Below are 24,344 nucleotides of genomic sequence, written 5' to 3'. Positions count from 1 at the left end.
CCGACCAGGTCCTCGATGTCGACGCCCCGGTACCGCAGCGCGCCGCCGTCCTTGTCGGGTTCGGCGATCTCGGTCCGGAAGGCGACGTGTCCTTCGAGGCCGGACTTGAAGCCGGGCGGGGGCGGGGAGCCCTCGGACATCCGGGCCTCCTTCGTTTGCAGAGGTGGCGGCATCGTCAGAGCGAGACGGTGCCGCCGTCGACGCGCAGCGTGGTCCCCGTGACGTAGGACGACGCGTCGCTGGCCAGGTAGAGCATGGTCGGGACGATCTCGTCGGGTCGACCCCGGCGTCGCATCGGGGTCCGTGCGACCTGCGCGGCGACCCGGTCGGCGGAGAGGGCGGTGCCCATTCCCGCCTCGAAGGTGCCGGGCGCTACCGCATTGACCCGGATCCCGTCCTGCGCCCACTCCTGGGCGAGGACCATCGTCATCCCGTGCAGTGCGGACTTCGTGGAGCGGTACAGCACGGAGTTCGCCCCGCTGTTCCACATGCCAATGGACAGCACGTTCACGACGCTCCCGTTGCCGTGCGCCTTCAGGTGCGGGTAAGCGGCCTGGGCGAGGAACAGCGCGGCCTCGGCGTTGACGCCGTTGATGCGGCGGTAGGTCTCGACGTCCAGCTCGGCGACCGGCACCCGGTGGGTCACGCCGGCGTTGTTGATCAGGACGTCGATGCCGCCGAACTCGGCGATCGCCGTGTCGACGACCGCGGCACGGTCCTCGGCGAGGGTGATGTCCGCGGGGACCCCGACGGCCGAGCCGCCCGCGTCCTGAATCCCGACGACGATCTCCTTCAGCCGGTCCGCGGCCCTGGCGACGATGACGAGGTGCGCGCCGCATGCAGCGAGCCCTCGCGCGATGGCGGACCCCAGTCCGCCGGTGCCGCCGGTGAGGAGGATGGTCCGGTTGGTGATGTCGAACTGTGGGCGGGGGTCTGGTGGGTCAGGCACGGGTGCACTCGGGGTGTATGCCGGTCTCGCGGAAGGGTGGGATGAGTTCTTGGCCGCAGGTGGTGCATTGGGGGATGTCGGGGCGTCCGCCGATGCTGTTGAGGTAGGCGTCGCGTTCTTCGATCCGGTTGACCAGGGTTTCGGCGGCGACGGCGGCGAGGGGGGAGACGAGTCCGGCGCGGCCGGCGGCGGTGGTGAAGGAGGTGAGGTCTTTTTTCATGACCAGCTGGGCGGGGGTGGTGCCGGGGGGGACGTTGGCGCGGAGTCGGTCTTGCAGGCCCCAGGTTCGTACGGCGCGGGAGTCGGCGTTGCTGGTGGTGAGCACGCTGGAGAGGGCGTCTTCGGTGAGGCCGTGGGCGCGGGCGAAGTTCATGGCTTCGATCTGTAGGGCGTAGCCGGCGATGGTCATGAAGTTGACCGAGAGTTTGGCGGCGGACCCGGCGCCGGGGGGGCCGACGTGGAAGATCTCGCGGCCGAAGGCGTCGAACAGGGGGGCGAGTTTGTGGGTGTCGGTGTCGGTGCCGCCGATCATGATGGTGAGCTCGCCGGTGCGGGCGCGGGCGAGGCCGCCGGCCACGGGTGCGTCGAGCACGGAGATGGCGGCGGGGGCGAGGTTGTCGGCGAGGGTTTGGACGAAGGCGGGGGTGACGGTGCTGTGCACGATCAGGGTGCGGGGTAGGCCGACGGCGACGATTTCGTCGGCCACGCTCTGTACCTGGGGTTCGTTGAGTACCACGACGCTGATCACGTCGGCCGTTTGGGCGAGTTCTTTGACCGAGGTGGTGCCGGTGGCGCCCTGCTCGACCAGTTCGGCGACGGCCTCGGGGCGGAGGTCGTAGACGTAGGTGTCGAACCCGGCGCGGACGATGGCGGCCGCGATGAGCTTGCCCATGTTCCCGAGCCCGACGATGCCGATCCTCATTGTTCTCCTTCGTCTGCTGGTGGCCGCGGTGGTGCACGGCCGTCCCGCCCGTCTCGACCCGAAGCTCTTACTAGCCTTGACGGGGGTCGACAAGGCTTGCACGCGCGTGGCGGTCCCGGGCATTCCTCCAGGCCATTTGAACAGGCTACCTGTTGACATGGTCGAGGACCATCCCCAGAATCGTGGCCACGACCACTCGTGACGAGTTGGGTGGCGTACCGGACGGAGACGCGGCGTGGAGATCGTTCGTCTCGCCGGTCCCGTTCAGTGTCGGGTCAGCGCGTTCGTGAGCGACCAGGCACTGCTGATGAGCGAGTTCGGCGTCGCCCCGCTCCCCATGGCCGGCTTCGTGACCAGTGGCGTCGTGCTGTCGGCCGTGCATCACTCCAGCGATTCGCACGTCGAGATCGCCGTGCAGTCCGACGCCTGCGGCAACGCCGATCCCGAGGTCCTCCGCGTCCTCATCGAGAAGGTGTTCCCGGCTTGCGCCGAGGTCGCCACGGTCAAGGAACCGGAGGGCACGCTCTGATCCGTGCCGACCGGTCCCGGGCCCGCCGGCGGACCGGTCGCGCCCTGCCGGCCGGCCACGGGTGGAACCGTCCCGACGACAAGCAGAGCAAGTTGACCCAGGGCCTTGCGGAGGGTCTCGTCCCCGCCGCTCGGTCCGGAGTGCCCAGGAACCTGTAGGCGTCCCGTCCCCGCGATCTATCACACTCATGGTAGCGGAATGATCTCCGCCAATCGGCAGTCGTCGGCATGGACCCCGACCGGATCGTGATCGCCGGTGCGAGCGCGGGCGGCGGTCTCAGCGTGGGCCTCGAGCTGCTGGCCGGTGATCGAGGGGGCGAGTTGTCATCGGTCAGCTGCTCGCCTGCCCGATGATCGACGACCGGAACGACACCGTCTCGAGCCTGCAGATGAAGGGTCGGGGTCTGGGACCACGTGCGAACCAGGCCTGTTGGGACTCACTCCTGGGTTTCGGCCGGGGCGGTCCGGACGTGTCGCCGTACGCGGCGGCGGCTCGCGCCACCGACCTGGCCGGCCCTCGACCCACCGTCGTCGACGTCGGATCGGTCGAGGCCTTCCGGGACGAGGCCGTGGCGTGTGTGAGGCAGATTTGGGCGACGGACGGCAGGGCGGAGCTGCAGGTCCGGGCCGGGAGGGTTCCACGGTTTCGACACCCCGGCGCCGGACACGGCCGTGTCGCAGGCCGTCAAGATGGCTCGCCAGGACTGGATCGGTCGGCTGCTGGCCCTGAGTGGCCCTTCCGGTCCGGACACCGAAGGAGCCGAACGAACGGAAGAGGTACCGGGTTGACTTGCACGGACCGGGGCCTCGTTCGCGGGTCTCCGACCGGGTCCGAGCTCGCGTGAGTTCCTCGCGCGCGGAAGGATCCGGTGGCCTAGCGGCGCCTGTTTAGTGGTTATTATAGTAAGACTTACCCATGGGCGTCGAGGAAGGCGTGGGCGCTGATGGAGGGAGGGATGGCGTCGATGACGGACGGTTGCCAGTCGAACGGGTGAACGGGATCTGCCCGCTGGCCATCGACCGACCCTCGGGCCGGAACGCGATGACGACAGCGGTCCAGTTCGGTCTTGTCGCGCCCTCGGCCTCGGCGAGGGCCTGGCCCACGCTGCTGTGCCGGCCGGCTGGAGGGGGGTGCGCGCGTTCCGGGAGAAGCGCGCGCCTCGCTAACCGGTCGTCGATCCCTATCCGCTCTCGGTTGGAGGTCCAACATGGAAATCGGAGTTCATCTGTCGCGCAGCGTCGAGAGAGGTGCCCGGGAATCGGCGGCACTGCTCCGTCCCGGCCGGGGGAGGGGTTGTCGATGAACGCCGTTCCCGCGGAGTTCGGGCGGATCGGGGTCGTCGGCGGCGGTGTGATGGGATCCGGGATCGCCGAGGTCTGCGCACTCGCCGGCTGCGAGGTGATCATCGCCGAGGCGAACGACGCCGCGGCTGCGCGGGCGAAGGAGCGGGTCGACTCGTCCTTGGAGCGGGCCGTCCGCAAGAGCAAGCTCGAGCCCGAGGCCGCCACCGCGGCGAGCGAGCGGATCTCCGCTGCAGGGGACCTGGCCTCACTACACGACCGGTCGTTGGTCATCGAGGCCGTGCTCGAGGACGAGGCAGCCAAGGTCGAGGTGTTCCGTGCGCTCGACAGCATCGTCACCGACCCGGACGCCGTGCTCGCCTCGAACACGTCCTCCATCCCGATCATGAAACTTGGGATTGCCACGTCGCGGCCGGAGCAGGTTATCGGGGTCCACTTCTTCAACCCGGTCCCGGTGCTCTCCCTCGTCGAGCTCGTGCCCTCGCTGCTGACCGGGGACGAGACGACCAAGCGTGTCGAGTACTTCGTCGAGGCCACCCTCGGCAAGCAATCCGTGCGGTGTCAGGACCGCGCCGGTTTTATCGTCAACGCGCTGCTGGTGCCGTACCTGCTCTCGGCCGTCCGGATGGTCGAGTCGGGATACGCGCGGGCGGAGGACGTCGACACAGGCATGGTGCAGGGCTGCGCGCACCCCCTGGGCCCGCTGCAGCTGGCCGACCTCATCGGTCTGGACACCGTCAAGGCCATCGCCGAGTCGATGTACCTGGAGTTCAAGGAGCCGCTCTACTCGCCGCCGCCACTGCTGAACCGCATGGTCGAGGCGGGCCTACTCGGACGCAAGAGCGGGCGAGGCTTCCACCAGTACGCCGCGTGACCGCAGGCCATCGCTGATCGAGGAGAAGTGACTTCATGCAACTCGACGGAATCTCCGCGCTGGTCACCGGTGCTGCGTCCGGTCTCGGCGCCGCGACGGCCGCACACTTGGCCAAGCACGGTGCGTCGGTGTACGGCCTGGACCTCGAGAAGGCGGTCACGGTCGCCTCGACCGTGCCGGACGGGGTGACCCTGCTCGCCGCGGACGTCACGGACGAGACCTCGGTGCGAGAGGCCGTCGCGCGCTGCGGACGGTCCGGGCCCACTGAGGCTGGTCGTGAACTGCGCCGGCATCGCCCCGAACGGACGCATCCTCTCGAAAAGGGGCGTGCACGACCTGGAGCTGTTCCACACGGTGCTGAAGGTCAATCTGCTCGGCACGTTCAACGTCATGCGGCTCGCGGCGGAGCGGATCGCCACCTCCGAGGCGGACGAGCACGGCCAGCGCGGCGTCGTCGTCAATACCGCGTCCGTGGCGGCGTTCGAAGGGCAGATCGGGCAGATCGCCTACACCGCGTCCAAGGCCGGCGTTGCGGGGATGACGATCACCGCGGCGCGGGATCTGGCTCAGTTCGGGATCCGGGTGTGCACGATCGCCCCGGGCCTCGTCGGCACCCCGATGCTCGCGGGCCTGCCGGAGGAGGTGCAAGCGAGCCTGGCGACGTCGGTGACCTTTCCGCAGCGCCTCGCCGATCCGGCCGAGTACGCCCGGCTGGTGTCGATGATCGCCGAGCACGACTATCTCAACGGCGAAACCATCCGGATGGACGGTGCCCTACGGATGTCTGCACGCTGAACGGGGGATCCGGAGTCCGTCGCTCAGGAAGGGGTGCGTGCGGCTGTCCGAGGCCTCTTCGGTCGCGGTCGGAGGATTCTCGTTCGCCAGCAATCACATGGCGGCGACGCAACGCCGGTAGCTCGGCGAGCCCGCGGACGGTCTCCGCCCGCGCGATCATCCGCGCGAGCTTGTCGCGAACGGCACGGCTGATGCCGTTGGAACCGGCCACAAAGTGCGCCGCGCCGACGCCGGGCCGTTGGCCGTCGCGTTCGTCGACTACCACCAGCTTTGGCTTGCGGTCGAGGGACCCCCGGTCGCGGGGTACGCGAACGTCGTCGGAAACGGTCAGCGACTCCGGCAGCTTGTACTTCGACGACAGTGCGAAGCTGAACTCGTCGCGCTCGCCCGCGGCGTACCGGGAGACGTACAGCTCCAACCCCCGGGTGTCGGTCGGCAGAGCGAAAGACACGGCGTAGTCAGTGTCGCCGTCCGCGGTCGAGGGCGTCGTGAACGCTTGACGATCCGCGCGGAGGCGGCCACGGTCACCCCCTCCGAGCACGGCCGCTGGCCGTGGGACATTCGAGCTGCGACGGATGTGAAGCTGGCATCTCTGTCGCGGGGATGGCTGGCCGAGCGGCTCGCGGTGCAGCCGGCCATCGCAAAGATGCCGCATTCAAAACCGCATGCCCTTCTTTCCGCCGACAGTCATGTAGGCGTTGCGTGTTCCCGGTTGGATTGCGACGTTGGTAACCAGTAGCTGCGGCTCCGGGAGCGTCTGGGGGACGCGAACCGTGAGAATGACAGCTCCCATGTCGTCGTACACCAGCATTTCGCCGGCCCCGTAGTTGGCCTGGTAGAGGTTCCCGTCGGCGTCGACAGCGTTGGAGTCGAACCGGCCGAGGCCGCCATCGTGTGTCAGGGCGGTGTGGCCGTCGGTGACGCTACGATGGTCGGAGGCAAGGACGAGGTGGTCGACGCGGTTCCCACCGAATTGGCTTACCCAGAGGGCGCTGTGCTGGGGGTCGAAGGAAATACCGTTTGGTGACGGCATGTTGTCGGCGAGGACTGTGGGATCCGCCCCGTTGGCGTCGGTTCTAATGATTCGTCCGGTCGGTGCCCAGGGAGTGCCGGCCATGTCGGCGATGAACATGGAGCCGTCGAGGTCGAACGTGAGGTCGTCGGGGCGCATCGGGTGTCCGGCCACTGCGCCACTGAGCACGGTTCGAACGTCTGAGCCATCGGCGTTCATCGAGTCGATCTTGCCGCCGAGTAGATCGGTGGCGTAGAGGCGTCCGTCTCGGGGGCTGAATTGCGCGGAGCTGTAGAAACTGGTCTCGTCCGTGTAGATCGGCGTGACCTGTTTCGTAGAAGGGTCCAGGCGGAGGATCTTCGGTGCACGGGGTGGGGCAGTGGCGTCGGTGAAGTAGAGCTGCCCGTCCGGGCCGAACGCGGGGCCTTCCACGGTGGTGTGGTGGTTGGCGCGCCCGGACTCCGGCCCGGTGTAGGGGTAGAGCGGGGTGACGTTCGCGATGAGCTCGGCGTTGACGACTGCCGGCGGAGGCCGGTAGTCGCCAGCGCCCGGTGTTGACGAGGCGCATCCGGCTGTAAGAATCGCCACTGCACCTGCGAGGGCGCAGATCAGACCACGCCGACGTGATCGAGGCATGTGGACTCCTGTAGTTCTCAGCCGAGCACGAAGGGATCCCGCGTGGCGCCGCTCAGCTCGACCCAGACGGATGTTGTTTCGAGGTAAGCATCGACGGCCTCTACCCCGTTCTCCCTGCCGATCCCGGACAGCCCGTAGCCGCCGAAGGGGACGCTGGGCGCCACTGCCCGGTAGGCATTGATCCAGACGCTGCCGGCCCGGAGACGTCCGGCCACCCGGTGGGCACGGTGGACGTCCCTGGTCCAGACCGAGCCGGCGAGACCGTAAGGAGTGCCGTTCGCCTGGGTCACAGCGTCGTCCTCGTCGGTGAAGGTGCTGACGGCAAGCACGGGACCAAAGACCTCATCTCGGAGAATGGTGGCGTCGGGGACGAGGCCGGTGAGCACCGTCGGGCGGATGAAGTAGCCACCGAGCTCCTCGTCGGGTCGGCCGCCGCAGGCGATGGTCGCCCCCTCCGTGAGGGCTTGATCGAGGAGCTTCATAACCTTGGTGAATTGTGGGCCGTTCGCGATCGGCCCCATCTCGGTGGTTGGGTCGTGGGGATCGCCCAGCCGGATGGTCGTGGCCCGCTTTACGACGAGGTCTACGAGCTGATCATGGACTTTGGTGTGGACGAGGAGCCGGGATCCTGCCATGCAGGTCTGCCCCGCGGCAGCGAAGATGCCAGCGATGACGCCGTTGGCGGCTGCGTCGAGGTCGGCGTCGTCGAAGACGATCTGCGCGGATTTGCCGCCGAGTTCCAGAGTGCTGGCGTTGAGGTTTTCCGCCGCGGCGCGGGCGACACCGCGTCCGGTTTCTGTGGCTCCGGTAAAGGCCACCTTGTCGACCCCGGGATGCCCGGCCAGCGCTGCGCCTGTCGCGCCGGTACTGCCGGTAACGATGTTGACTACACCGGGCGGGAATCCGGCGTCCTCGAAGAGCTTGCCAAAGGCGAGGGTGGAGACTGGCGCATGTTCGGAGGGTTTGATGACGACGGTGCAGCCCGCGGCCAAGGCGGGTGCGAGTTTCCAGGTCAATAGCAGCAGTGGCGAGTTCCAGGGCGTGATGGCTGCGACCACACCAACTGGCATGCGGCGTGTGTAGACGAGGAAGTTGGGGTTCGGGGTGGGGATCTGGCGGCCTTCGAGCTTGTCCGCGATCCCTGCGAAGTAGTCGTACCAAGATGCTAGTCCGGTCATCTGGCCGAGCATCTCGCGATGGAGCTTTCCGGAGTCGTTGACCTCGAAGGCGGCGAGCCGTTGCGTGTCACGTGCGATCTGGGCAGCGAGGTTGCGCAGCAGGCGGGCACGGTCGAACCCTGTGGTCTGGCCCCAGGGTCCGTCGAGTGCTGCTCGGGCTGCCGTGACGGCGGCGTCGACGTCAGCCGGAGTGGCGTCGGGGACCTCTGCCCATGTTCGTCCGGTATAGGGATTTTCGCAGGAGAAGGTTGTGCCGTTGGCGGCGCCGCGGCGTGCACCGCCGATCAGCATCTCGAACCGCTCGGTCATGTTCTTCCTCGGCTCTGAGCGAGCTCCAGCTCGTCAAGGACTGATTGGGTGTGTTGTCCGAGGCGAGGGACATCGCCCATCCGCGGTGCGACTCCGTCGAGCTGGACGGGGGGCAAGAATGCCTCGACGCGGCCGGCGGGGGTGCCGATCGGTTGCCAGCGCTCCCGCTCCGCGAGCACAGGATGGACCAGGAAGGCCGGGACGTCGTTGATTCGGGCGTAGGCGATGCCGGCCCGTTCGAGCTTGTCCACAAGATCAGCAGAGTCGATGTCGCGGAGCTGACGCGCGATGATCCCGTCGAGTTCGTCCCTGTGTGCGACGCGGCGTGCGCTGCTGGTGAACCGCCCGTCGGTGGCCAGCTCGGGCATGGCGAGGATCTCCTCGCAGAGGAGCGCCCACTCGCGTTCGCTCTGCACGGTCAGCAGAACCTGTCGCCCGTCGCGGGCGGTGTAGGCCCCGTACGGGGCGATCGTGGCGTGCCGAACGCCCAGGCGACGCGGTGGTGCGCCGCCGTAACGGGTGTAGTACGCGGGTTGGCTCATCCACTCGGTGAGCGCGTCGAACAACGACACCTCGACGGCGTGCGCCCGGCCGGTCGTTGAACGGGTGTAGAGCGCTGCGAGGATTCCGGAGTAGGCGTACATCCCGGTGGCGATGTCGGCGATCGACACTCCGACCCGGGCAGTCTCCTCAGGTGTGCCGGTGATCGAGACCAGGCCGGTCTCGCACTGGATCAGCAGGTCGTAGGCCTTCCGGTTTGACCACGAGCTTCCCGTTCCGTAGCCGCTGATGGCGCAGGTGATCAGCTGCGGGTGACGCTGGTGCAGCGTCTTGGTATCCCAGCCGAGTCGGGCCGCTGCTCCTGGGGCTAGGTTCTGGACGAACACGTCGGCGCGGCCGAGCAGGGCCTCGACCGCCGCTTGTCCGTCGGGCGACTTCAGGTCGAGCTCAACGGACTCCTTCCCGCGGTTGAGCCAGACGAAGTAGCTGGACTCCCCGTGGACGGCGGTGTCGTAGCCCCGGGCGAAGTCGCCCTCTCCGGGGCGCTCGATCTTGATGACGCGGGCTCCGAGGTCAGCGAGCTGTCGGGTTGCGAAGGGGGCGGCGACGGCCCGCTCGATGCTGACGACGGTGATCCCGTCGAGTGGTGCGCTCACCGGTGCGTGCTGCCGCCGTCGCAGGCGATCACCTGGCCGGTGAGGAACGCCGAGGCCGGACTGCACAAGAACACAGCGAGGCCGACGAGGTCCATTGGGACCTCATGACGGTTTAGGCACTGGCGCGACATCATCAGGGCCCGGCCTTCAGCCGTCTGCGTCTTGCGCTCGATCTCGGTGCGGGTCCCGCCGGGTTGGATGGCGTTGACGGTGATGCCGTGGGGGCCGAGTTCGCGCGCCATGGAGTAGGTCATGCCGACGATCGCGCTCTTCGACGTGACATAGTGCAGGCAGTTGACGAGTCCCTGCGCGACGGCGGCGCTGCTGATGTTGACGATGCGCCCGCTCCCGGCCGCCCGCATGTACGGCGCCACAGCTCGCGCGGGCAGGTAGGAGCCGGTGATGTTGACGCGCAGCACTGTGTCCCATTCCTCGAGGGGAATCTCCTCGAGGCCCTTGAGGGTGAGCCCGGCGAAGACCGCTGCGTTGTTGACCAGTGCGTGAATGTGGCCGTGTCTGTCGACGACACTGCGCGCAAGGTCTTCCATCGCAGCAGCGTCGGTGACGTCAGCGGCGGCCGCAGCTGCGGTACCGCCGGCCTGCTCGATCTCCTCGGCGACCGCGTGCGCCTTTTCGGCGTTCAGGTCGACGACGGTGCACAGCGCCCCGGCAGCTGCGAACTGGCGTGCATACTCCGCGCCGATGCCCTGTCCGCTGCCGGTGATGATGATCGAGCGGCCGCTGATCCCGAAGTCACGGCCTGCAGGTAGGGCCGCCGCGACGTCGAGCGTGTGATCGATGGTGGTCATGCGATTTCCTTCCAGTGGGTGCCAGCTAGCCGATCGCCGTTCTGCCACCGTCGACCACGTGGACCTGGCCGGTAATCCAGGCCGCAGCGTCACTGGTGAGGAAGGCGATCATTGAAGAGATCTCGTCGGCGGTGCCAAGGCGACCCAGCGGATAGCCCGCGCCGGCTGCGCTGACCTGTTCGTCGACGGTGGCTGCAGATCCGCCGAACCCGCCGCCACCGTCCCACAGCCCCTGGGTGAGCGGGGTGTGGACGGTCCCCGGGACCACGGCGTTGACACGCACACCGTGCTCGGCGACATCTCGCGCCATCTGCCTAGTCAGAGCGATGATCCCGCCCTTCGCCGCACTGTAGGCCGCGATGCGCGGGTAACCGTGCAAGGCTGTGATGCTGGAGAGGTTGACGATGGAGCCCCGCCTAGCCTGAGTCATGTGCGGTAGCACGGCGCGTGCGCAGAGCCAAGCCCCGGTCAGGTTGGTGCTCAGCACCCGGTTCCATTCGGCCTCGTCTACTTCGACCGCCGAACCGACGCTACCCACGCCCGCGTTGTTGATCAGAGCGTCGATCCGACCGAAGCGGCCGATGGTCCGGCCGACAAGCTGCTGCACCTGCTTGCCGTCGGTGACGTCGGTCGGGACCGCGTCGGCACGGCCGCCGTTCGCTATCAGTTTCTCGGCGACCTCGGCTGAGCGATCGGGCGAGACGTCGGCGCAGACCACCTGATATCCCTGGCCGCCTAGGCGCAGAGCCGTGGCGGCGCCGATTCCGGAGCCGGCGCCGGTGACGACGACGACCGGCTCACTGCAGGTGTTGTTCACGTTCTCTCCTTCATAGGGGCTGTCAGCGAAGCCGCATCGGCCGGCGCGCCGTCTCGGGCAGAGTGACGAGGAACGGTAGGCAGACCACGGCCAACGCGATCAGATAGAAGGCGGGAGCGACCGGGTTCCCGGTGGCCTCGATCAGCCACGTGCACAGCAGTGGGGTGGTACCTCCGAAGACGATGGCGGCCACGTTGAACACCAGGGCAACACCGCTGTAACGGACGGTAGTCGGGAACAGCTCGCACAGGGCCGCCAGGTTGACGGCCTGGACGAGCGTGACCGGGATGCCGAGCAGCGCGTTCGCGAGGAAGACCAGCGCGGGAGCACCCGAGTTGAGCAGCAGGAACATCGGGAACGGCAGCACGACCAAGCACACGATCGCGAGCAGCAGCAGCCGCTTCCGGCCGAGACGATCGCCCAGGAAGCCGAAGGTGGGCTGCAGAATGAGCGCAACGAGCAGCCCGACGGTGGGGCTCAGAGAGGCGATGGTCGAGGAGAGTTTGGCGACTTGGACGAGGTAGATTTGGGTGTAGGAGAAGATCACGTAGAAGGCGCCGTAGGTGAGTGAGGAGATGACGAAGCCGTAGAGCAGCGCCTTGCGGTGGTTCTTCAACAGCTCCAGCACCGGCACCTTCACCACCGCGCCCTCTTCGCGGGCGGCGATGAACTGGGGCGAGTCCTCGAGCTTGCGACGGATGTAGATCCCGACCAGACCCAGCGGGAGCGCGATCAGGAACGGCAGCCGCCAACCCCAGCTCAGCATCTGCTCCTTGCTGAGCATCGCGTTGAGCAGCACCACGGCCAGCGACGCGCTGACCGTGCCACACAGCACACCGAAGTTGACCAGGCTGGTGTAGAAACCCCGCCGATGCACCGGAGCCTGCTCGGCCAGGTATGCCGCCGCGCCACCGATCTCGCCACCCGCCGACAGGCCCTGCGCGATCCGGGCGATCACCAGCAACACCGTCGCCCCGATGCCGAATGCGGCGTAGCTCGGCAGCACCCCCATCGCAAAGGTGGCCAGTGCCATACCGAGCAGCGCGAGCACCAGAGCCTTACGCCGACCGAACCGGTCACCGATCCAGCCAAACAAGATCCCTCCGAGCGGACGCACAATGAACGTCGCCGCGAACACCGCCAGCGCCGCCAGCAACGCCGCAGTCGGATCAGCCGCCGGGAAGAACACCACCGCGATGACCGTCGTCAAGTAGGCGTAGACGGTCAGCTCGTAATACTCGGTGACCGTGCCCAGAGTGGATGCGACCACCACGCGTCGGCTGATTGCGCGAGGTGCCTTGACCTCTTCGAGCGCGGCTGCCGGTGCCGGGTCTTCAGCCGGCTCAGGATGGCCCTGTGGAGGAGCGGGCGGAGTGGAGAACGACATTGTTCGGGCCTCGTCTCGTCGGGAGCGGAGGTGCAGAGATCCTCACCGGGGCTCGCTCCTTCACGCAAGCCCGGGCAGGTACGAAGTATTTGACCCAAAATCTCCGGCGTCAAGTCCCCACGGGGCTCCCCGTGGGGCCGGGTGCGTCAGTCCCAGAGTCCGGCGCGGCCCAACTCGTCCGCCAGGCGCGCCCCGCTGCTCGTCATGTGCTCCATCATTGCGGCGCGAGCAGCTGCGGAGTCGTGAGCTTCGATTGCGGAGAGGATGTCGGCGTGCTCATAGGAGCACGCAGTGGGCCGGCTTGCGAGGGACTGCCAGGTGAAGCGGGGGATGTAGTGCGAGGCCCCCTGCGCGTACCGGGCAAAGGTGGGCGAGTCCGCGAGCAGGTTGATCTCGCGATGGAGCCGGTAGTTCGCAATCTCCGCCCCGTCATGATCATGGGTCTCGACGGCGTGGTCCAGCGCCCGCTGAAGAGAGCGAAGCGTCGTGAGCTGCATTGCCTCGACGCGCTCTGCAGCCCTCGCTGCGAGCTCGCCGGTGACCATGGCCAGGATGAGGACCTGATCCAGGAAGCCCTGGCGGGTGAGTTTGGCGACCACGTACCCACGGCGCGGCTCACGCTCGACGAACCCCTGGTTGAACAGCTCGATCAAGCTCTCCCGGACCGGAGTGACGCTGAGCTTGAACTGCGCCGCCAGATGCTCGACCCGTAGACGATCACCGGCACGAAGGGCGCCGGACATGATGAGCTCGCGCAGGTACTCGGTGACTCCGTCCGCCATGCGCTCGCGGCCGAACGTCGGAGGGTCGGGAAGCTGGATCGGCTCAGCGCTCATCGCTTGACCTGAGGTATTTGACCGTGTGCACGGCTCTAGCCTACCGGCCTGGCGCGAGGAGCGGGGGCATTGACGACAGGTTTTGGGTCAAATATCTTGGGCCTGCTGTAGCTCTCAGTTCAAGGAGGAACATGTCCGAGGCGCGCTACGACACGGGACTGTCGATCCGTAAGGAGGTGGTCGGGAAGGCCTACGTCGAACGGGCTCTGGCGACCGCCGACGAGTTCGGCGGCCCGTTGCAGGACCTGGTGACCGAGTACTGCTGGGGCGCTGTATGGGGCCGTCCGGAGCTCGATCGAAAGACCCGCAGCATGCTCAACCTGGCCATGCTGTCCGCGCTCAACCGACCACACGAGCTGAAGATCCACACTCGTGGGGCGTTGCGCAACGGCCTGACACCCGCCGACATCCGTGAGGTCCTGCTCCAGGTCGCCGTCTACTGCGGGATCCCCGCCGGCGTCGATGCCTTCCGCGTCGCCCGCGAGGCCATCGCCGAGTACGCCGCCGAGACCTCGAACGACGTCACCGATGAGCGTCCCGTCGCGGGGACCAACGAGGGAGCGGCATGAGACTCGGTTTCGTCGGCCTGGGAAACATGGGAGCTCCGATGGCCGGCCGGCTCCTCGACTCCGGCCACGACCTGGTCGTCTTCGACGTCAACGCCGACGCGATGCGAGCGCTCGCCGATCTGGGCGCAGCTACCGCTCGGTCGCCACGTGAGGTCGCCGACACCGCCGACACCGTGTTCATGAGCCTGCCGACCCCGGCCGTCGTCCTGGAGGTCGCTCTAGGTGAGGACGGCCTCGTACACGGCACTCAGGTACGACACGTGGTGGACCTGTCGACCACCGGAAGCCCTACCTCGGCCCGCGTAGCCGAAGCCCTGGCCACTCAAGATGTGTGTCTCGTCGACTCGCCGGTGTCCGGTGGGGTGACCGGCGCGGCCAAGGGCACCCTTGCGGTGATGACCGCGTGCCCGGATTCACAGTTCGCTCTCGTCGAGCCGATCCTGGCCCAGCTCGGTCGCGTGTTCCACGTCGGCGCCACACCCGGACTGGGCCAGGCGATGAAGCTGCTCAACAACTATCTGTCGGCCACCGCTCTGGCGGTGACTGCCGAGGCCTTCGTATTCGGTGCAAAGGCCGGACTCGACGCCGACACCATGGTCGAGGTCGTCAATGCGGGGTCGGGCCGCAACAGCGCGACGCAGGACAAGTTCCCCCGGGCGATCCTGCCGGGCACCTTCGACTTCGGCTTCGCCATCGGCCTCATGTACAAGGACCTCGCCCTGTTCGCCGAGCAGGCCGACACACTCGGCGTTCCCCTGTTCACCGGGTCCGCTGTCCGGCAGCTCTGGCAGTTCGCCCGCGACCAGATGGGCGCCGACGCGGACTTCACCACGATCGTGCGCCCATTGGAGCAGTGGTCGGGCGTCGAAGTCCGAAGCCTGCGCAGGGCAGGCGAGTGACCGAGACCCAGTACGAGGTACTCGCGGTCCGATACGCCCATGTCGAGCGGCGCTCGCCGCAGAACTTCATCGGCGGGGACAGCCACGACGTTCCGATGCCCATGGACTACGCAGTGTGGGTCATCCGCGGCGACCTCGGCACAGTGGTGGTGGACACGGGCTTCGACCAGCTTGAGGCCGAACTCCGGGGCCGAACACTGGTTACGCCCGTCGACGAGGCCCTTCACGCCGTCGGCGTCGACCACGAAGCGGTTACCGACGTCATCATCACGCATCTGCACTACGACCACGCCGGCAATACCGACCTGTTCCCGAACGCCCGCTTTCACCTGCAGGAACGGGAGATGCGCTACGCGACAGGGCCCGCGATGACTCATCGCGCTTGCGCGGCGGCGTTCAGCCCGGACAACGTCGCTACCATGGTCCGGCGCGTCTTCGACCGGCGAGTTCGCTTCCACGACGGGTACGCGCATCCCTTCCCCGGCATCGAACTCCACCACGTAGGCGGGCACACGATGGGGCTTCAAGTGGTGCGGGTGCAGACCGCACGTGGCCCGATCCTGTTGGCGTCCGACGCGTGCCATTACTACGCGAACTATTCCCAACGCAGAGCCTTTCCCGAGGTGTACAACGTGGCCGAGCTGATGTCGGCCTACGACCGCTTCCTTGAGCTGGTTGACGACGACGACCATGTCGTGCCCGGCCACGACCCTCGCGTGTTCGCCGACTACCCGCAGCCGAGCCCGGGAGCCGCGCGCCTGGATCTCCCGCCCGAACGCCCTGCAACGCAACCTGTTCGCACTGGATGTAACGATGACAACTCCCGATGAATATGCCGGGCATGCCCCTGCCGGAGAGTTCCGCCGCCGACTCGAGCAGGGCGACCTGCAGCTCCAGGTCTGCGCGAGCTGCCACGGTCAAGTGTTCCCGCCCCAAGTCACCTGCCCGTGCTGCGGATCCACTGAGCTAGCGTGGCGTCCCATCACCGGCGGCGGTGTGGTCGCCTCGACCACCACCGTCCGACGGCGCTCGGATCGTGGCGGCGACTACGACCTGAGCCTGATCGATCTCGACGGCGGTGCCCGGATGCTGAGCCGAGTCGAGGGCGTCGCCCCCGCTGATGTCCGCATCGGGCAGCGGGTCGAACCGCGGATCGTCGAGCTGGCTAGCGGCCCCGCAATCGGCTTCGTTCCCGCCCACGAGCCGGAGGACCACTGATGAGCGACACGCTGCGAGGCAAGACCGCGATCGCGGGAATCGGTCTGGCCGGCATCGGAGCCGCGCCCGGATACAGCCATCTAGACTTAACCGCGCTCGCCGTGCGCCGCGCCCTCGATGATGCCGGCCTGCAACTGTCCGAGGTCGACGGCCTCTTCACAGCGAACATGGTCAACATGATGCCGACGCTCTCGGTCGCCGAGTATCTCGGGATCCAGCCGTCCGTCAACGTCGGCAGCAACACCGGCGGGAACGTGTTTCTCGACCACGTGCAGTGGGCCACACTCGCCCTGGATGCCGGACTGTGCGAGGTCGCTGTCGTCTGCTACGGGAGCAACCAGCGAACCGGGGGGCTTCCGATCATGCCTCCCGACGCTCCCCCTTTCGACGCACCTTGGGAGCCGAGGGAGCCGATCTCGTCTTACGCCTTCGCTGCTGCCCGGCACATGCACGATTTCGGCACCACTCGTGAACAGCTCGCCGGCGTGGCTGTCGCGGCCCGGCGCTGGGCACAGCTCAATCCGGTGGCCTTCGCACGCGACCCGCTCACCGTCGAAGATGTGCTGGCCAGCCGCATGGTCTGCGACCCTCTCAGCGTCCTCGACTGCTGCCTGGTCACAGACGGCGCTGGCGCAGTCGTTCTGACCCGGAAGGACCGCGCCGCCGATCTCGCCCGGCCACCGGTACATGTACTGGGCGTCGCCACCGCGCTGTCCCACCGGCAGATCAGCCGGATGCCGGACCTGACCACCACGCCTGCGGCGGAATCCGGGCGGCGAGCCTTCGCGATGGCGGGGCTCGCACCAGGCGACGTCGACGTCCTGCAGCTCTACGACGCCTTCACGATCAACGTGGTGCTGTTTCTCGAAGATCTTGGCTTCTGCAAAAAGGGGGAAGGCGGGGCCTTCGCCACCATCGACCGGATCGGACCCGGTGGTGAGCTACCGGTGAACACCAACGGTGGCGGCTTGTCGTGTGTGCAGCCCGGAATGTACGGAATCTTCACCATCATCGAAGCCGTCGAACAGCTCCGAGGCCAAGCCGGGGCACGCCAGATCGAGGACGCGGAGATCGCCCTCTGCCAGGGAAACGGCGGTCTGCTCGCTGCCGAATCCACTCTCTTGCTGGGATCCAGCGCGACAGTCTGACGCAGTGCGAGGCGAACAGCCACGAGCTACTGAAGAGCAGCGGTCTAGTCGAGGGCAGCGCCAAGCTGGGCAGCTCGCTCACGGCAGTCGTGGCTGTTTCCACTGTCTCAAGAAGGGCGCTCCAGCTCTCACCGCGTTTGCCAATGTGATCATGTGCTGACGATCATGAGGGTCTGACTGCGGCGATGAAATTGTCGGTGGTGGCGGGCTGGAGCGGATCTTGCGCTGGACGCGCCAGTTCTCCAACTCGGCGTTGGCCCGTTCACCGCGCCCGCGGCGGCGAGCGTGGGCCTGGTTCACATTCTTCTGGAAGCGCGAGCTTCCAGAACCCGGTCGGTGTCGGGTCCTTACGCCGACGCCGCTGCGCGATCGTCGGGCCGGCCCCTGGTCGGCGGTGTCGGTGTCGGCCGCCGCGGGGATCTCATGTTCTGCCAACGCGCCGATGATCCTCTGCCCGCGAGCCGAGCCCATGTCATGGCGGACCCGGGCAGCGGCCGGGAGATCCACACCAGCCGGCCGATCGGGTCCGCCATGGCCTACACGATGAGACCGTGGGTCTTGTGCTTGCCCGAGTAGAAGGCGCGGTCGTAGTCCGACGCCATGCCGACCGGGTCGATGCGCACCACGGTGCCGTCGAGGCCCACGAACGCCTTCCGCTTCACGACCTCGATGGCCCGCTCGAGCGTCGGGGTCATGACGATGAGCAGGTCGAGGGCCTCGCGTATGTGGCGGTACACCGTGGAGGCGCCGGTCTCGAATCCGCAGGCCAAGCCGGCATAGGTCTCGCGCCTGCGCAGGTAGGCCACGACCAGCAGGGCCTAGGCTACGAGGTCGCGGTACTGGACAACCAGCACGCCCTGCTCGGGCCGGTCACGTCGGACCCGACCCGCCGGCGTCTGCTGGACCAGCTCGACACCGCGCTCGCGAAGGGAGCGGGCGTTCCCACAGAAACGGGTCGCCGGCCAAGATCTGGAAGTTGCTGATCGTCGACGTGGACGCCTCGGTCGGGGTGTATTCGTAGAAGACCGTCGACTACCACCCACTCGGCGCGTTCTACGACAACACCGACGGAGCCCCGCAAGCCTTGATCCAACGGGCAGGGCGTGCCGGAACCGCTGTAAGCAGCCGCCCGCGCGGCACGACTGCGGCGGCCCGCTCGACCCTAGCGACGCGGCCGTTCCCGACGAACACCCGGCGGTAATCAACCCGCGCATAACAGCCTGACCGTGCGTTGACCGCGACAACCTCTCCACCCCCGGCCCTCATCGGGCCAAGCCCTCTGAGCCGCCACCATGCTGCGCATCACGGCCATCCGCCCCGCCTACTTGACAAGAGCTGACCCATATCGCGGCTGAGCGTGGGTTGGCACGGCCTCCTCATGCCCTCGCACGCCCGCTTACCCGCGTGGGTTGAAGGGAGCGTCCGGATCGGGCGGACACCGTGGCCCCGGGTCTCAGCCTCTGCCGCTGCGAGCGGCCACGCGCGGAGAGGCGACCGGCCGTCCGGGCCTTCCCACCCCTACTTCGCTCGAACAGCACGCCATGAAGGACGACCGCGTCGAGATCGTGGTCGACGCCGGCGACGGCACCACCAAGGCCTACCTTGCCGTTCAGCTTGTTCGGTGGCGCGTCGCTGCGGAGCGTGCCGCGCTGCTGATCGGCGAGGTGCCGGAGGCCGAGCTGGCCTCCGGCACCTGCTGCTCATTCACCGGTGAACGTCGGGGTGCGCTTCTGCGCGAATGCCGCGATTCCTTCGCGAAAGTCGTGGCTGCGGACGTACTCGGCCAGCGCCTCCTGCTCGAGCGCGAGGCCCTGTTCGGTGCTCAACTCGCTCGCGGCGCTGGCGACTCGCTTGACGTGTCCGAGAGCCAGAGGGCTGAGCTTGCTGATCTGGTTGGCAAGTTCCTGGACGCTCGACAGCAGGTGATCTGCCGGCACGACGCGGTTGACCAGCCCCCACGCCTCGAAGCGCTCTGCACGCTCGAGGCCGCCGGTGAAGAGCAGCTGCTTGGCCACGGCCGGCGGGAGCCTGCGCACGGAGCGGACTGCTCCGCCGCCGCCCGGCAGGATCCCGTACTTGAGGTGCCCATCGCCGATCTTGACGCCTTCGGCTGCGATGACGAGGTCGCAGCAAAGGATGAGCTCGAGGCCGCCGGCGACGGCCACTCCGTTGACCGCGGCGATGACGGGTTGTGGCAAGCGTTCCAAACGGGACAGGACGAGGGAGCCGAATGCGATCCCGTTGGCCACGGCGCCGTACCGACCCGCATCTAGATGGTCCTGGAAGTCGCTCAGGTCTCCACCGGCGCTGAACGCGCGCCCAGCGCCGGTGACGACGACCACGCGCACGTCCGGGTGCTTTTCGACGGCATCTATAACCTCCAGCAATCTCTGCATGAGCGCCTGGGACAGGGCGTTGAGCTGCTGCGGCCGGTTCAGGGTGACCCATGCGATCGAGTCGCGGACGTCGAGCAGGACAAGATCGGTGTTCGTCATCGCGTCAGGAGACCCGTCGATCCGCGCCGCTCCAGTGCTTCTCGCGCAGGGTGTGCTTGAGAATCTTGCCGTTGGCGTTGCGCGGCAGTTGCGCCACAAATTCGATCGACTTGGGTGTTTTCATTGCGCCGATGCGCTCTCGGCAGAAGGCGAGGATCGACTCGGCGTCAGCTTGCCGGCCGGGCCTCATCTCGACGATGGCCAGTACGGCCTCGCCCCACTTCTCGTGCGGGACGCCGATGACAGCGCACTCGGCGACCTCTGGATGGTCGAGGATCGCGCGCTCGACCTCGGCGGAGAAGATGTTGAACCCGCCCGAGATGATCATGTCCTTCTTGCGGTCCACGATGTGGAAGTAGCCCTGCGCGTCGCGGTACCCGATGTCACCGGTGTGGTGCCAGCCGTGCTCCGAGACTGCCTTGGTGAGTTCGGGCTGCCCGTAGTAGCCCTGCATGACGCACATGCCTCGGACGACCAGCTCTCCGCGTTCGCCGTCGGCGAGGAGGTTCCCGGCCTCGTCCATCACCTCGACGTTGACGAAGGGCAGGGGACGGCCACAGCTGGCGAGCCTGTCGTTGTCGGCGATCTCGCCGCCGAGAACCCCGTCGGCGAAGTGGTCCTCGGGCAACAAGATCGTGTTCCAGGCGGCCTCGCTCTGTCCCCACACCTGGCATATCACCGGGCCGAAGACGGTGATGGCCTCACGAACTTTCTCCGGCGCCATGGGAGCGGCGCTGTAGAGAAAGTAGCGCAGCGAGGAGTAGTCGACCTCACGCACGCCCGGCTGGGCGAGTAGGTCGTAGATCACCGTCGGAGGTAGGAAGAGATGGGTCACCCGGTGTTCGGGGATGAGCCGAAGAATCTGCGCGCGGTCTACCCGGCCCATGACGATCCCGGTGCCGCCCCTCGACATCACGTACTGCATGAACTTCCCCGACAAGTGCGTCAGGGGCGCCGCTGCCAAGAACACCGGCGGGACGTCACACGGCGCGACAGCACTGAAGTTCGCAACGATGCTCTCGAGCTGCCGGTTGGGGAAGACGACGCCCTTCGGTCGGCCGGTGGTACCTCCGGTCGTCAGGTACTCGTACGGCCGTTCGTGGTCGTGGGGAAGGTCGAACGGTGTGGCGTCGAAACCCGAGGTGAACCTTGCGAGGTCCGGCAGGCCGGATCGGTCGCCCTCGATCAGCACCACCCTCTTGATGCCGGGAGCGATGCGCTGAATCTCCTCGGCGGCATCGACGAACTCGCCGTGCAGGAAGAGGACCTCGCAGCCGAAGTCGCGGAAGATCTCTGCGTTCTCGCGGATGCTGTTGCGCGCGTTGACCGGCAGATAGGTGGCTCCGGCTCGCATCACGGACAGGACCGCGAGGAAGGCGAGGGGATGGTTGCGGCTGAGCACGCCGACCACCGATCCGATGCCGTAGCCCTCGGCACGCAGTGCGTTGGCGATGATGAAGGTCTGCTCGCGTACCCAGGTGTAGCTGTACTCGTCCCCGGTCTCGGCGTCGATCATGCACGGACCTGCGGGGTTGAGGCGCCAGCCCCGGTCGAGGAAGTCGATCCCGTTCATCCGGCCACCCGGCCGCCCGGGGGATCACTTCGGCGCGTGGCGCGGGGCCCGGTCGTGCTCGATGACATTGCTGTGCACCTCCGTTGGAGCTCTCGCCTCGACAGGCGACCTCCCCAGCTTACAGATATTTGACCCAAAATCTACGGTCAGGTCTGGTGCGACGGGGCTCGTGTCCTTCATGCCTGAGATGCCTCCTGCTGATGTGTGACGTGGAGTGTCCCGAGTAGCGCGAGGGCATCGGCGCTGCGGCTGCCTGGTTCCGCGTGATAGATGACCAGTTGCTGGCCAGGAGCGTCGCGGACGTCGAAGGCCTGGTAGGTAAGCTCCAGGGGGCCGACCTCGGGGTGGGCGAAGCGCTTAGCTTCACGGCGCTTCCCCTGGACGGCATGGCTGTCCCAGAGTCGACGGAAGTCACAGCTGGATGCGGTGAGTGACGCGACGAGATCGACGAGCCGCGGGTTCCGTGGGTCGAGGCCCTGCGCGCGGCGAAGGTTGGCCACGCTCGCGTGCGCGGTGCGCTCCCAATCACGGTAGAAGACGGGGGCTGCGTCATCGAGGAACGTCATCCGCGCGAGGTTGTCGAAGAACGCGAATGATGCATAGAGGGCATCGGCGAGAGCGTTCGAGGCCAGTACGTCCAGAGTCGGGTTGAGGACGAACGCCGGCGTGTGCGTATAGGCGTCAATGAGTTGTCGCAGGTCGTCACTGACCTGATCACGGCGGGGGAGTGGCGCCGCGGGCGGGGCCGTGCCGCTGACCCTGTACAGATGCTCCCGAGCGTCGCGGTCGAGCTGTAGGGCGGTGGCGAGAGCTTCGAGGACCTGCTGGGTCGGGTGGCGCTCGCGCCCCTGTTCCAGCCGGGCGTAGTAGTCGGCGTTGACGCCCGCGAGCACGGCGACCTCCTCACGACGCAACCCCGCGACGCGGCGGCGGCCGTGCGTGATGATTCCCGCTTGAGCCGGGGTCAGGTCGGCGCGTCGGGCGCGCAGGTACTCGCCGAGGGCGTTGGCAGTCACCCCGCAAGGTTAGGCGGACGCCCAGGCCCGTGCCTGGGTGCAGCACGTCCAGGTTGAGCGCGTCCTGGTTTCTGCACAGAACTGTCCGCACTCTGGGGACATGGCACGACACGCTCGGAAATGGCAGATGACGCAAGAGGGACAGGACACACCGAGCCCTCACCGTGATTTCCCTCGATGGCGGCGACGGGAGGACGAGCCGGCTCCTCGCTCGCGCGTGCAACCGCCCGCTCAGACGGCCGGCAGTATCTGCGACACCCTCTTCACCCTCGGTACCGCGTCCAGGCGAGGGGTCACGGATCTTGGCCGATTCGATGACGGCGAGGCCCTTCGATGAGCGGCTCAGCGCCGGCCGGCGCTGGGGCGTCCGGCGGTAACGATGAAGGCATCGAGGGCAAAGTCGCCATCGTTACCGGGGCGGCTCGCGGGGTTGGCCGGGCCACCGTGTCCTGGCTGCACGCCCGGGGCGCACTCGTCGTGGCGGAGGACCTCCGGGACGCGGTCCTTGATCTTGCAGCCGAATTCGCGGGCGTGATACCGCTCGTCGGCGACGTCGCGCTCGAGGACACTGCAGCACGAGCTGTAGGCGTTGCACGGGAGCGGTTCGGAGCTGTGCACATTCTGATCAACAACGCTGGTCGCACCGTGAACAAGCCCTTCAGCGAGACCGGCTCGGACGACTGGGACGTGCTGATGGCGGTCAATGCCCGCGGCGCGTTCCTGCACTCGCGAGAAGCGTTCCGCGCCATGATCGAGCAGGGGAGCGGCGGCTCGATCGTCAACGTCGGTTCCTACACCTGCACCGTGGGACTTCCCGAGGGTTCTGCCTACAGCGCATCGAAGGGTGCGCTGGCGCAGCTGACCAAGGTCATCGCTTTGGAGGGCGGCCAGCACGGCATCCGCGCCAACGTGGTCGCACCGGGGGTGATCGAGACCGACCTGCTCGACAGCTTCCGAGACGACAGCCGTGAATACCTGCGCTCCTTCGCGGCTGCGCACCCGCTGGGGAGAGTCGCTGAGCCGGAGGAGATCGCCGAGGTCATCGGCTTCCTCGCCTCGTCCCGATCCAGCTTTGTCACAGGCGCCGTCGTGGCCGCTGACGGCGGCTTCACCGCCGGCTGAGTCCGCCCCCAACTGAACAGGAGAAGCTCATGGCCCGCTTGGCGAACAAGGTCGCGCTGATCACGGGAGCGACCGGTGGGATCGGCACGGCGACCGCAGAGCTATTCGCCCGCGAAGGCGCGCGCGTCATGCTCACCGACATCAACCAACCGCAGCTCAAGGCGTTGACCGACCGCCTGCGCCGCAGCGGCGCGGAGGTCGACGGGATCACGCTCGACGTGTCTTCCGCCGCCTCGTGGGCCTCGGCTATCGAAGCCGTGAAGACCAGATTCGGCGACCTGCATGTGTTGGTCAACCTCGCCGGCGTGCTGTCGTGGCCCGGAATCGAGGACACCACTGAGGATGCCTGGAATCATGTGATCGCGGTCAACCAGACTGGTACATGGCTCGGTATGCGTGCGGCTATGCCGATGCTTCGTGAGAGCGGCAACGCCTCCGTTGTCAATGTGTCCTCGGTTCTCGGTCTAGTGGGAAGCGGTGCGGCCGCGGCCTACCAGGCGTCCAAGGGGGCAGTACGGCTGCTGAGCAAGACCGCAGCAGTCGAGTTCGGCACCAAGGGCGTGCGTGTGAACTCCCTGCACCCAGGAGTCATCGCTACACCGATGATCCAGGAGCTTCTCGATGAGCAGGGCGACCAGCAACCCGACATCGTCCGGACACCCATGCGTCGCGCGGCACGACCGGAGGAAGTAGCTCCCGCGGTGCTCTTCCTCGCCAGCGATGAGTCGTCGTTCGTCACCGGCGCAGAGCTCGTCGTCGATGGCGGCCTCACCGCGCACTGACCCAACAGCCC

General features: G+C 67.4%; 25 protein-coding genes and 2 pseudogenes. 12 read left to right on the top strand and 15 right to left on the bottom strand.

The window, feature by feature from the left end; genetic code table 11:
• The 3 genes and pseudogenes from LWC35_RS04175 to LWC35_RS04165 form a co-directional block, all read right to left on the bottom strand.
• Positions 1–140, bottom strand: a pseudogene (locus LWC35_RS04175) (citrate synthase); the annotation flags it as partial.
• A 35-nt stretch (positions 141–175) separates the two neighbouring features.
• On the bottom strand, positions 176–949 hold the full coding sequence (locus LWC35_RS04170) for an SDR family NAD(P)-dependent oxidoreductase (protein ID WP_232868537.1): 774 nt from the start codon (positions 947–949) through the stop codon (positions 176–178).
• On the bottom strand, positions 942–1,994 hold the full coding sequence (locus LWC35_RS04165; protein WP_269803527.1) for an NAD(P)-dependent oxidoreductase: 1,053 nt from the start codon (positions 1,992–1,994) through the stop codon (positions 942–944). Before LWC35_RS04165 ends, LWC35_RS04170 begins: the two co-directional genes overlap by 8 nt.
• Before the next feature lie 112 nt (positions 1,995–2,106).
• On the opposite strand from LWC35_RS04165, the gene LWC35_RS04160 reads away from it, so the two are divergent.
• The 5 genes and pseudogenes from LWC35_RS04160 to LWC35_RS04150 all read left to right on the top strand — a co-directional run bounded on the left by LWC35_RS04160 (position 2,107) and on the right by LWC35_RS04150 (position 5,370).
• Positions 2,107–2,400: a hypothetical protein gene (locus LWC35_RS04160; RefSeq protein ID WP_232868535.1), complete on the top strand. Its 294-nt coding sequence runs from the start codon at positions 2,107–2,109 to the stop codon at positions 2,398–2,400.
• A gap of 227 nt (positions 2,401–2,627) precedes the next feature.
• On the top strand, positions 2,628–2,753 hold the full coding sequence (locus tag LWC35_RS40800; protein ID WP_372462988.1) for a hypothetical protein: 126 nt from the start codon (positions 2,628–2,630) through the stop codon (positions 2,751–2,753).
• Complete coding sequence (locus tag LWC35_RS40795) at positions 2,726–3,244, top strand: alpha/beta hydrolase fold domain-containing protein (RefSeq protein ID WP_372462989.1); 519 nt, start codon at positions 2,726–2,728, stop codon at positions 3,242–3,244. The genes LWC35_RS40800 and LWC35_RS40795 overlap by 28 nt, the downstream gene beginning before the upstream one ends.
• Before the next feature lie 455 nt (positions 3,245–3,699).
• Positions 3,700–4,575, top strand: coding sequence for a 3-hydroxybutyryl-CoA dehydrogenase (locus LWC35_RS04155; protein ID WP_232868534.1), 876 nt, complete (start codon positions 3,700–3,702; stop codon positions 4,573–4,575).
• A 35-nt stretch (positions 4,576–4,610) separates the two neighbouring features.
• Positions 4,611–5,370, top strand: a pseudogene (locus LWC35_RS04150) (SDR family NAD(P)-dependent oxidoreductase).
• Here LWC35_RS04150 and LWC35_RS04145 read toward each other — a convergent pair.
• The 8 genes from LWC35_RS04145 to LWC35_RS04110 all read right to left on the bottom strand — a co-directional run bounded on the left by LWC35_RS04145 (position 5,318) and on the right by LWC35_RS04110 (position 13,511).
• Entirely contained in the window at positions 5,318–6,025 is a 708-nt protein-coding gene (locus tag LWC35_RS04145; protein ID WP_269803526.1) for a 4-hydroxyphenylacetate 3-hydroxylase N-terminal domain-containing protein, read from the bottom strand. The pseudogene LWC35_RS04150 and the gene LWC35_RS04145 sit on opposite strands and share 53 nt — an antisense overlap.
• Complete coding sequence (locus LWC35_RS04140; RefSeq protein WP_232868532.1) at positions 6,026–6,970, bottom strand: SMP-30/gluconolactonase/LRE family protein; 945 nt, start codon at positions 6,968–6,970, stop codon at positions 6,026–6,028.
• 65 nt (positions 6,971–7,035) lie between these two features.
• Positions 7,036–8,505 carry an aldehyde dehydrogenase gene (locus LWC35_RS04135; protein ID WP_232868531.1) on the bottom strand — a complete coding sequence of 490 codons (1,470 nt, stop codon included), beginning with the start codon at positions 8,503–8,505 and terminating at the stop codon, positions 7,036–7,038.
• Entirely contained in the window at positions 8,502–9,662 is a 1,161-nt protein-coding gene (locus LWC35_RS04130; RefSeq protein WP_232868530.1) for a CaiB/BaiF CoA transferase family protein, read from the bottom strand. Before LWC35_RS04130 ends, LWC35_RS04135 begins: the two co-directional genes overlap by 4 nt.
• Entirely contained in the window at positions 9,659–10,471 is an 813-nt protein-coding gene (locus tag LWC35_RS04125; protein ID WP_232868529.1) for an SDR family NAD(P)-dependent oxidoreductase, read from the bottom strand. Before LWC35_RS04125 ends, LWC35_RS04130 begins: the two co-directional genes overlap by 4 nt.
• Positions 10,472–10,496: 25 nt before the next feature.
• Positions 10,497–11,288, bottom strand: coding sequence for an SDR family NAD(P)-dependent oxidoreductase (locus tag LWC35_RS04120; RefSeq protein WP_232868528.1), 792 nt, complete (start codon positions 11,286–11,288; stop codon positions 10,497–10,499).
• A 22-nt stretch (positions 11,289–11,310) separates the two neighbouring features.
• On the bottom strand, positions 11,311–12,675 hold the full coding sequence (locus LWC35_RS04115; protein ID WP_232868527.1) for an MFS transporter: 1,365 nt from the start codon (positions 12,673–12,675) through the stop codon (positions 11,311–11,313).
• 146 nt (positions 12,676–12,821) lie between these two features.
• Positions 12,822–13,511: a GntR family transcriptional regulator gene (locus tag LWC35_RS04110; protein WP_232868526.1), complete on the bottom strand. Its 690-nt coding sequence runs from the start codon at positions 13,509–13,511 to the stop codon at positions 12,822–12,824.
• A 131-nt stretch (positions 13,512–13,642) separates the two neighbouring features.
• On the opposite strand from LWC35_RS04110, the gene LWC35_RS04105 reads away from it, so the two are divergent.
• The 5 genes from LWC35_RS04105 to LWC35_RS04085 are packed head-to-tail and all read left to right on the top strand — an operon-like array spanning position 13,643 to position 17,345.
• On the top strand, positions 13,643–14,080 hold the full coding sequence (locus LWC35_RS04105) for a carboxymuconolactone decarboxylase family protein (RefSeq protein WP_232868525.1): 438 nt from the start codon (positions 13,643–13,645) through the stop codon (positions 14,078–14,080).
• Positions 14,077–14,979 carry an NAD(P)-dependent oxidoreductase gene (locus LWC35_RS04100; RefSeq protein ID WP_232868524.1) on the top strand — a complete coding sequence of 301 codons (903 nt, stop codon included), beginning with the start codon at positions 14,077–14,079 and terminating at the stop codon, positions 14,977–14,979. Before LWC35_RS04105 ends, LWC35_RS04100 begins: the two co-directional genes overlap by 4 nt.
• On the top strand, positions 14,976–15,809 hold the full coding sequence (locus LWC35_RS04095) for an N-acyl homoserine lactonase family protein (protein WP_232868523.1): 834 nt from the start codon (positions 14,976–14,978) through the stop codon (positions 15,807–15,809). The genes LWC35_RS04100 and LWC35_RS04095 overlap by 4 nt, the downstream gene beginning before the upstream one ends.
• Positions 15,793–16,197, top strand: coding sequence for a Zn-ribbon domain-containing OB-fold protein (locus LWC35_RS04090; RefSeq protein WP_232868522.1), 405 nt, complete (start codon positions 15,793–15,795; stop codon positions 16,195–16,197). Before LWC35_RS04095 ends, LWC35_RS04090 begins: the two co-directional genes overlap by 17 nt.
• The gene (locus LWC35_RS04085) at positions 16,197–17,345 is read left to right on the top strand and encodes an acetyl-CoA acetyltransferase (protein ID WP_232868521.1); all 1,149 of its coding nucleotides are present in this window, start codon (positions 16,197–16,199) and stop codon (positions 17,343–17,345) included. Before LWC35_RS04090 ends, LWC35_RS04085 begins: the two co-directional genes overlap by 1 nt.
• 536 nt (positions 17,346–17,881) lie before the next feature.
• On the opposite strand, the gene LWC35_RS04080 is transcribed toward LWC35_RS04085, so the two are convergent.
• The 4 genes from LWC35_RS04080 to LWC35_RS04065 all read right to left on the bottom strand — a co-directional run bounded on the left by LWC35_RS04080 (position 17,882) and on the right by LWC35_RS04065 (position 22,429).
• The gene (locus LWC35_RS04080; RefSeq protein ID WP_232868520.1) at positions 17,882–18,151 is read right to left on the bottom strand and encodes a transposase family protein; all 270 of its coding nucleotides are present in this window, start codon (positions 18,149–18,151) and stop codon (positions 17,882–17,884) included.
• 894 nt (positions 18,152–19,045) lie between these two features.
• Complete coding sequence (locus tag LWC35_RS04075) at positions 19,046–19,840, bottom strand: enoyl-CoA hydratase/isomerase family protein (protein WP_232868519.1); 795 nt, start codon at positions 19,838–19,840, stop codon at positions 19,046–19,048.
• 4 nt (positions 19,841–19,844) lie between these two features.
• Positions 19,845–21,413, bottom strand: a complete 1,569-nt coding sequence (locus LWC35_RS04070) for a class I adenylate-forming enzyme family protein (RefSeq protein ID WP_232868518.1) — start codon at positions 21,411–21,413, stop codon at positions 19,845–19,847.
• 176 nt (positions 21,414–21,589) lie between these two features.
• Positions 21,590–22,429, bottom strand: a complete 840-nt coding sequence (locus LWC35_RS04065; RefSeq protein WP_232868517.1) for a helix-turn-helix transcriptional regulator — start codon at positions 22,427–22,429, stop codon at positions 21,590–21,592.
• Between the two features lie 333 nt (positions 22,430–22,762).
• Here LWC35_RS04065 and LWC35_RS04060 point away from each other — a divergent pair, with 333 nt between their 5' ends.
• Both LWC35_RS04060 and LWC35_RS04055 read left to right on the top strand, forming a co-directional pair.
• A complete protein-coding gene (locus LWC35_RS04060) occupies positions 22,763–23,551 on the top strand; it encodes an SDR family NAD(P)-dependent oxidoreductase (protein ID WP_232868516.1) in 789 nt (262 codons plus the stop codon).
• 29 nt (positions 23,552–23,580) lie between these two features.
• On the top strand, positions 23,581–24,333 hold the full coding sequence (locus LWC35_RS04055) for an SDR family NAD(P)-dependent oxidoreductase (RefSeq protein WP_232868515.1): 753 nt from the start codon (positions 23,581–23,583) through the stop codon (positions 24,331–24,333).
• Positions 24,334–24,344: the final 11 nt, after the last annotated feature.

The organism is Pseudonocardia kujensis (genome assembly GCF_021283305.1).
Lineage (GTDB): Bacteria > Actinomycetota > Actinomycetes > Mycobacteriales > Pseudonocardiaceae > Pseudonocardia > Pseudonocardia kujensis.
This window is presented reverse-complemented; position numbering and strand designations above follow the sequence as displayed.